The organism is Halochromatium sp. (assembly GCF_054919635.1).
The window spans coordinates 1-7,735 of the sequence record NZ_JBUDPI010000166.1; the positions used below are offsets into that span (position 1 = coordinate 1).

6 protein-coding genes are annotated in these 7,735 nt (G+C 62.9%); 4 read left to right on the top strand and 2 right to left on the bottom strand.

Translation table 11 applies throughout. The features are described 5' to 3' along the window. The 3 genes from ACY693_RS11090 to pdxA form a co-directional block, all read left to right on the top strand. Positions 1-1,653: LPS-assembly protein LptD (locus ACY693_RS11090; RefSeq protein WP_462321888.1), on the top strand; the 1,653-nt coding region annotated here is incomplete at its 5' end. A gap of 34 nt (positions 1,654-1,687) precedes the next feature. Then, the gene (locus tag ACY693_RS11095; RefSeq protein ID WP_462321893.1) at positions 1,688-2,974 is read left to right on the top strand and encodes a peptidylprolyl isomerase; all 1,287 of its coding nucleotides are present in this window, start codon (positions 1,688-1,690) and stop codon (positions 2,972-2,974) included. Beyond that, positions 2,958-4,004 carry a 4-hydroxythreonine-4-phosphate dehydrogenase PdxA gene (gene pdxA / locus ACY693_RS11100; protein ID WP_462321889.1) on the top strand — a complete coding sequence of 349 codons (1,047 nt, stop codon included), beginning with the start codon at positions 2,958-2,960 and terminating at the stop codon, positions 4,002-4,004. The genes ACY693_RS11095 and pdxA overlap by 17 nt, the downstream gene beginning before the upstream one ends. Positions 4,005-4,102: 98 nt before the next feature. Here the strand turns inward: pdxA and ACY693_RS11105 are convergent, their stop codons facing one another. Both ACY693_RS11105 and ACY693_RS11110 read right to left on the bottom strand, forming a co-directional pair. Further along, entirely contained in the window at positions 4,103-5,086 is a 984-nt protein-coding gene (locus ACY693_RS11105; protein ID WP_462321890.1) for a Gfo/Idh/MocA family oxidoreductase, read from the bottom strand. Positions 5,087-5,100: 14 nt separating this feature from the next. After that, complete coding sequence (locus ACY693_RS11110; protein WP_462321891.1) at positions 5,101-5,268, bottom strand: hypothetical protein; 168 nt, start codon at positions 5,266-5,268, stop codon at positions 5,101-5,103. 256 nt (positions 5,269-5,524) lie between these two features. Between ACY693_RS11110 and ACY693_RS11115 the strand changes: the two genes are divergently transcribed. Next, positions 5,525-7,735: efflux RND transporter permease subunit (locus tag ACY693_RS11115; protein ID WP_462321892.1), on the top strand; the 2,211-nt coding region annotated here is incomplete at its 3' end.

Consider the following 7,735-nt stretch of genomic DNA (forward strand, 5'->3'; position numbering starts at 1 on the left):
CGCCTGCGCGTCAAGGGGATACCGGTCGTCTACACACCGTACCTTCGCTTCCCTATCGATGACCGTCGCCGCAGTGGGTTTCTCGTCCCCACCATCGGCACCTCGGATGAGAGCGGCTTTGAGCTGGTGGTGCCCTACTACTGGAACATCGCCCCGAATCTGGATGCGACCATTTCACCGCATTTCCTCAGCGAGCGTGGTTTGCTGCTGGGGACCGAGCTGCGTTACCTCACCCGCAACGATCGCGGTCGCATCGAGGCCGAATTCATCCCCAACGATGCAAAGTACGAAGACAACAGCGCACGCTGGGCACTGAACCTTGAGGAAAGCGGCAGCTGGCTCGGCCGCTTTACCACCTTCCTTGATTTCAGTGCCGTCTCCGACGACAGCTATCTGGAGGATTTCGGTAACAGTCTGGATATCACCAGTACCCGCCGGCTCTTGCAACGGGGCTCGCTCGGCTACGTCGGCAATAGCTGGTCGCTGCTCACGGTGCTCGAAGGCTATCAAACGGTTGATCCCGAGATCAGCCCGGAGCAGCGGCCCTACGGTCGGCTCCCACAGGTGCTCTTCAATCTGAGCCCTGTCGAGCTCGGGGCAGGACTGACCGCCACCGTGAATGCCGAGTACGACTATTTCGATCACAACCATATCGTCTATGGCCAACGCCTGGCGATGCAGCCGAGCCTCAGCCTGCCATTACGGCGCAGCTACGGCCATCTCATCCCAAGGCTTTCGCTCAATCTCAGCGGCTACGACCTCTCGAATACGGCGGTCGGTCAGCCGACCTCGCCAAGTCACTCGATCCCAACCTTCGAGGTCGATAGCAAGCTGGTCTTTGAGCGCGATGCGAGCTGGTTCGGCGCCCAGGCGTTGCAAACCTTGGAGCCACGGCTGTACTACCTCTATACCCCTTACGAGGATCAGTCGGAGACCCCGGTCTTCGATAGCTCGGAGCTGACATTCAACTTCGCCAATCTCTTCCGGAGCAATCGTTTCACCGGACGCGACCGTATTGGTGACGCCAACCAGCTGACCACTGCCCTGAGCTCGCGGTTCCTGGACGCACGCACCGGTGCGGAAATGCTGAGACTGAGCGTAGGCCGCATCCTCTACTTCGCCGATCGGCGTGTGCAGATTGCGGGCCCCACTGAGGTTGCGAATGAGTCACCGATCGCCGGCGAGATCTCGGCACAGCTGTTTGACCGGTGGCGCGGGCGCGCGAGCTTCGAATGGGACCCCGCCGAAGAAACCGATCAATGGGGCCGGCGCACCCTCCAGCTGCAGTATCGGGAACCGCAGAGCACGCGGCTGGTCAACCTTGCCTATCGCTTTGATCGCGGCAGCAGCCTCGAGAACCGCTTCGAGACGACCGATCTCTCCTTTCGGATGCCAGTCTCCAACGAGGTCAATGTCGTTGGACGCTGGCTCTATTCGCTTGAGACTGAGGAGACCAACGACGCCTTCGCCGGCATCGAGTTTGGGCAATGCTGCTGGAAGGTCCGGGTGCTTGGACGCCATTTCAAGAATAGTGCCGATAGCACCGCCAGTACCTCGGTGATGCTACAAGTGGAGCTCGCCGGCCTCGGCGCCTTCGGCAGCTCCGTCGATAGTTTCCTGCAACGAGAAGTCTATGGCTATCAAGTCGATTGAGGATCGACGACGCCCCTCAGCGTCATTGATCACGATGCTCCTGAGCGCCTGTTTGATGACTGTCTGGACGACGAGCTGGGCCCAGGGTCGGATACAACCCTTGGACGCCATCGTGGCCGTCGTCAATGACGATGTGATCGTACAGAGCGAGCTCGATACCCAGATCGACCTGCTGATCCCTGAGCTACAAGCACGCGACGCCGCGATTCCGGACCCCGCCGTTCTAGAGGAGCAGGTGCTCGATCAGTTGATCCTGGAGCGGCTGCAAATGCAGCGCGCGCAGACCCTTGGGCTCGAGGTCGACGAAGCGACGTTGAACGAAGCCCTCACCAACATCGCCGCTCGCAATGGGATGGGCTTGATGGAGCTGCGAGAGGCCCTTGAGGCCAATCAGATCTCCTTCGAGGCCTTTCGCGACGATACCCGCCGCCAGATCATCACCTCGCGGCTCCAGCAGGAGGAAGTGGTCAAGGAGGTACGAATCAGCGAGCCGGAGGTCGATCGCTTCGTCGAGACCGAGCGCGACAGCTTGATCACACGCAGCGAGGTGCGACTGAGCCACATCCTGATTGCTTTGCCTGAAGGTGCGAGCCCTGCGCAAGTCGAGGAGGCCCGCAGCGAGGCCCAATCCATCGCAAGACGCCTGCGCCAAGGTGAAGATTTCGCCAGCCTGGCGAGGGCAAAGTCGGACGGCGGCCGTGCTCAAGAAGGCGGTGATCTGGGCTGGTTTCCAATCGGCGAGGTGCCGAGCCTTGCCGCACAGCCCGCTCAGAGCCTAGGCCGCGGTGAGCTGACCGACCCGATACGCAGCCCGAGCGGCTTTCATATCATCAAGGTCAGCGACATCAAAGGCGACACACCCGAGCCAATTACTCAGACCAAGGCCCGCCACATCCTGATCCGCACCAGTGAGGTGGTCTCGAGTGAGGATGCGCAGCGGCGACTCGAGCAGCTGCGCCTGCGCATCGTCGGTGGCGATGATTTTGCCACCTTGGCGCGCTCGCACTCCGATGACACCGGCTCGGCGCTGAACGGCGGCGATCTCGGCTGGGTCAGTCCGGGTGATACCGTGCCGGCCTTCGAGCGCGAGATGGACGCACTGAGCCCGGGCGAGATCAGTCAGCCGTTCGAGAGCCCGTTTGGCTGGCACATCGTTCAGGTCAACGAACGCCGCGACCAGGACACCGCCGACGAGCTATTGCGCCTCAGGGCCAAAGAGGCACTGCGCATGCGCAAGGCCGAGGAAGCAAAAGAGCTCTGGTTGCAGCGGTTAAAAGACGAAGCCTATCTCGAGGTTCGACTCGATGAGCGCGATCGCTAAGACCCCGCGGCTCGCACTGACAGCTGGTGAGCCCGCGGGCATCGGTCCCGATCTCTGTGTCGCCGTCGCGCAACGGCCGCAGGCCGCGGAGCTGGTTGCCGTCTGTGATCCTGAGCTGCTGGCCGCGCGGGCCGAGAGGCTTGGACTGCCGTTGACGCTCGAGCGCTTCGATCCGGACCGACCAGCGGCCCCGTCCGCACCCGGCGGGCTCTTGGTTGACGCCGCTGCTTCCCTATCGGTCCCGGCGCAAGCAGGCGATCTCAACCCCGCGAACGCCTCCTATGTGCTGACCACGCTTCAGATGGCTTGCACTGGCTGTCTCCGTGGACGCTGGGATGCCTTGGTCACAGGGCCCGTGCACAAAGGGGTCATCAACGACGCCGGGCTGCCCTTCAGCGGTCATACCGAACTGCTTGCTGAGGTCTGCGCGCCTGACGGCGAGCCCGTTCCCACCCCCGTGATGATGCTCACAGCACCTAGGCTACGCGTGGCCCTGGCAACGACCCATCTGCCACTCGCCGCGGTACCCAAAGCCATCACTGAGCCGCGGATCGAGCGCATCATTCGCATCTTGGTCTGCAGCCTACGCCATGACTTCAGCATCCTTAATCCGCGCGTGCTGATCTGTGGGCTGAACCCCCACGCCGGCGAGGGCGGACACCTTGGCCTCGAGGAGCAAGAGATACTGATCCCATTGATTGCACGGCTCCAAGGCGAAGGCATGAATCTGCAAGGACCGCTGCCAGCGGATACCGTCTTCGTCCCCCATCGACTTGAGCAGGCCGACGCGGTGCTTGCGATGTATCACGACCAGGGCCTACCGGTGCTGAAGCACCTCGGCTTCGGCCAGTCGGTCAACGTGACGCTCGGCTTGCCCATCATCCGCACCTCGGTCGATCACGGCACTGCGCTCGATATCGCGGGGACTGGCCGGGCAAATCCGGGTAGCCTGATTGCAGCGCTTGCGCTTGCAGCGGAGATGGTCAAGATGCGCGGCCAGCATGCTGCCTGGCAGCGGCATCAGCCGTGATCATGCTGTCGCGATGGATCGCCGATCTGTCCCGCGACGACCTCGGCCTGAACGGACCGCAATCAGGATCAGGAAAAAGCCGTGGCTTGCTCAGGTCGCTATGGCTGCGTCGCAGCTAGCGCTCCGTGCATCGCGGTCTGCTGATCGGCAATGCTGGCCTGCACCTGCAACGCAACCTCGAGCGCACGCAGCCCAGTGCGACCATCGACGAGCGGCCGCTGCTGATGGGAGACGCAGTGGATGAACGCCTCAATCTCCCGATCAAGAGGCTGTACCGGCTCCACCATCACCTGCGAGCGCTCGATCTCACGGCGCTGACCGTCTTCGCGCTGCGTTGGAATGGCGCTATCGAGGGTTTGGCCAATAAAGTCGAGCGAGAGATAGCCCTGCGGCTGGAAGACCCGGATACGCCGTGTCTTTTTGTCCGAGACTCGGCTCGCGACGGCATTTGCGACTGTTCCATTACTAAACTCAAGACGGGCGCTCGCGATGTCGACGCGCGGCGTCAGCACCGGCGTACCCACGGCACGGACATCGATGAGGTCGGCATCGACGAGGGCCAGGATGATGTCGATGTCATGGATCATCAGATCGGCGACCACGTCGACATCGGTCGCCCGCTCGACGAAGCCGCCCATGCGCTGCGCTTCGATGTAGCGTGGGGCATCGATCCGCGCAGCAAGCGCCATCACCCCGGCATTGAACCGCTCCAGATGACCCACCTGGAGAATCGCAGCATGCTGCTCGGCCGCTCGCACGATCTCGGCCCCCTCGCGCGCATCCACCGCCAGCGGCTTCTCCAGCAGCACGTGAACACCCTGCTCGAGATAAGCGCAAGCCACCGAGTGATGGGCAATGGTCGGCACCGCGATGCTCACTGCATCAACCTGCCCGATCAGCGCCAGGGGATCATCCCAAGCCGAACAACCGGCTTCGGCGGCCACGCTCAGAGCGCGTTCCCCATCGGTATCACAGACGCCGATCAGCTCGACCTGATCGAGACGATTGTAGATGAGGGCATGGAAGCGCCCGAGGTAGCCAACCCCGACGACCCCCACCTTGAGCGGATGAGAAGGGCTCACGTCATCAGCTCGATTCAGCCATCGATGACGGGCGGCGCTGGCGCACGTTCCGCCACCGGCTGGACCTGACCAAGATGGTAGAGATTGACCTGGTAGCCAAGCGTTAGCGTCATTCCAACCGCCAACGCGACCATGAGAACCTTAAAGAGATCGGGTTGGCGGCCGCGGCGCTTCAGTGACATGTGCTCAGTGGACTCGCTATGGCAGTGAATCGATGATGCGGATCGGGTTCTGGTCGTGGGAAGGCAAACACCCAATCAGCCTCCGTCAGGCACTTATTATCCATGACACGAGTCCTAATGTCTGCGGGTCAGATCAAATTGGCCCCAGTATTCGAAGGTTTAGCGGGCTGAGGCGGCGCAGCAACAGTTCTCCCAAAACGCCTGCAAAGCGCCTCAAGAGGCATTCGCCGGACGGCCTACATTGTTGTAATTATTGATGAATACAGGACTCTCGAGCTGGTCTATCCGGCATCCGATCGGCGTGATCATGATCACGTTAGCGGTCATGGTGCTCGGCGCCTTTGCGCTAGAGCGGCTAAACGTCGATCTGTTGCCGCAGATCACCTATCCGGACGTGCGCGTTCGAGTGCTCGACCCCGGTGTACCCGCAACGGTGATGGAAGACGAGGTCACTCGCCAGCTTGAGGAGCAGCTAGCCATTACCGAAGGCGCCATTGCCATTCAGTCGCGCACCAGCGAAGGCCGTTCTGCCATCGATCTTTCATTTCGCTATGGCGACGATGTGGATCAGGCCATGCGCGACGCCAGTGCCCGGCTCGACCGCGCCAAACGCTTTCTGCCAGAGAGCATCGATCCGCCGATCATCTATAAACGCGACCCGTTTCAGCTGCCAGTGGCCGAGTATGTCATCGGCTCGGCCCTGCGTGACCCCATCGAGCTGCGCGATCTCGTTGATTACGATCTGGGCAGGCAGCTACTGACCCTGCCCGGCGTTGCCGCAGCCGAGGTCGGCGGCGGGCTCGAGCGCGAGGTCCGCATCATCGTCGATCAGTATCGGCTCGCCGGTCTTGGACTCGATGTGCTCGATCTGCAGGCACGGCTTCAAGACGCCAACCGGGATGTGCCCGCTGGCCGGCTGCTGATGCGCGATGGCGAGATCAGCGCGCGCACCGGCGGGCGCTTCGACTCGGTGGAGCAGATCGCGGCACTGCCACTTGGCGACGCCGCACTGGGCGGCGCTGAGCAGCTGCGGCTCGGCGAGGTCTCGCAGGTGCTCGACAGCGGCGCCGAAGAGCGCTTGCGCATCCGACTCAACGGCTCGCCCGGGATCAAGCTCTCAATCCAAAAACAGCCGCTCAGCAACACGGTCGCCGTGGTCGATGCCGTCGACGCTGAGCTGGCCCGGCTTGAAGCAGAGGGACTGGTACCCGATGACATCCAGATCGCCAAGGTCGACGACCAGGCGCGCTACATCCGCCAGTCGCTGAGCAACGCGATCCAGGCGGCACTGGGCGGCGCGCTCTTGGCGATGCTCGTGGTCTACCTGTTCCTCGGCAGCCTGCGCCGCACCCTGATCATCGGCAGCGCCATCCCGATCGCGATCCTGGTCACCTTCATCTTGATGGCCGCCTTCGGCCTTACCTTCAACATCATGACCCTGGGTGGGCTCGCGCTCGGCATCGGCATGTTGGTCGATAGCACCATCGTGATGCTCGAAAACATCCACCGGCATCAGCGTCGCGGCGAGCCAACCCTGCAGGCGGCGAGCAATGCCGCACGCGAGGTCACCGGTGCCATCGTCGCCTCGACCTCGACCAACTTGGCCGCGGTGCTGCCATTCCTGTTCATCGGCGGCCTGATCGGGCTGCTGTTCCGCGAGCTGATCTTCACCATCTCGGCGGCGATCATCGCCTCCCTGGTCGTCGCGCTGACATTGGTGCCCGCGCTGGCGCGACAGCTGCCGGATGGCAGCGAGGGGCTGTTCCGGCGTGCGGTCGACCGCGCGATGCAGGCCCTCGAGCATGGCTATCAATGGCTGCTGCGCCGTCTACTGCCGCGCCCCTGGCTGGTAGTCCCGCTATTCATCGCCGCACTGACCGCGACCGCACCGAGTCTGTTCTCGGCCAAGCCGGCCTTCCTGCCGGAGCTGGACGAGGGCGATGTCCGCATCAGCCTGACCGCCGATAACGGCGTCAACCTGGAGCAGATGGATGCGCTGACCCGGCAGGTCGAGGCCATCGTTGAGGCACAGCCCGAGACGCGCTCACTGTTTACCACGGTCGGCGGCTTCGTCTTCGGGCGCTCGAGCTTCGAGAACAGCCATCGCGCCAGTATTCAGGTTCAGCTCGCCCCGCTCGCGGAGCGCCGGGTCAGCACCAAGGAATGGATCGAGCGCGTGAAGTCCGAGATCAAGTCCGCCGCGATCCCCGGCTTGCGCGCCTATCTCTACACCCGCGGCATCCGCGGCATCCGCTTCAATCGCGGCGACGACGATCTCAGCTTACGACTGAAGGGGCCTGAGCTGGACACCTTGATCCAGCTCGCGGATGCGATCCTGGAGCAGCTGCAGGGGATCGAGGGGCTGCGCAACCTCCAACATTCCAACCAGGAGCCAACCCGTGAGTTCTCGGTCGAGATCGACCGCGAGCGCGCCGCCAGTCCCGGACTGGATGTGCACGAGATTGGC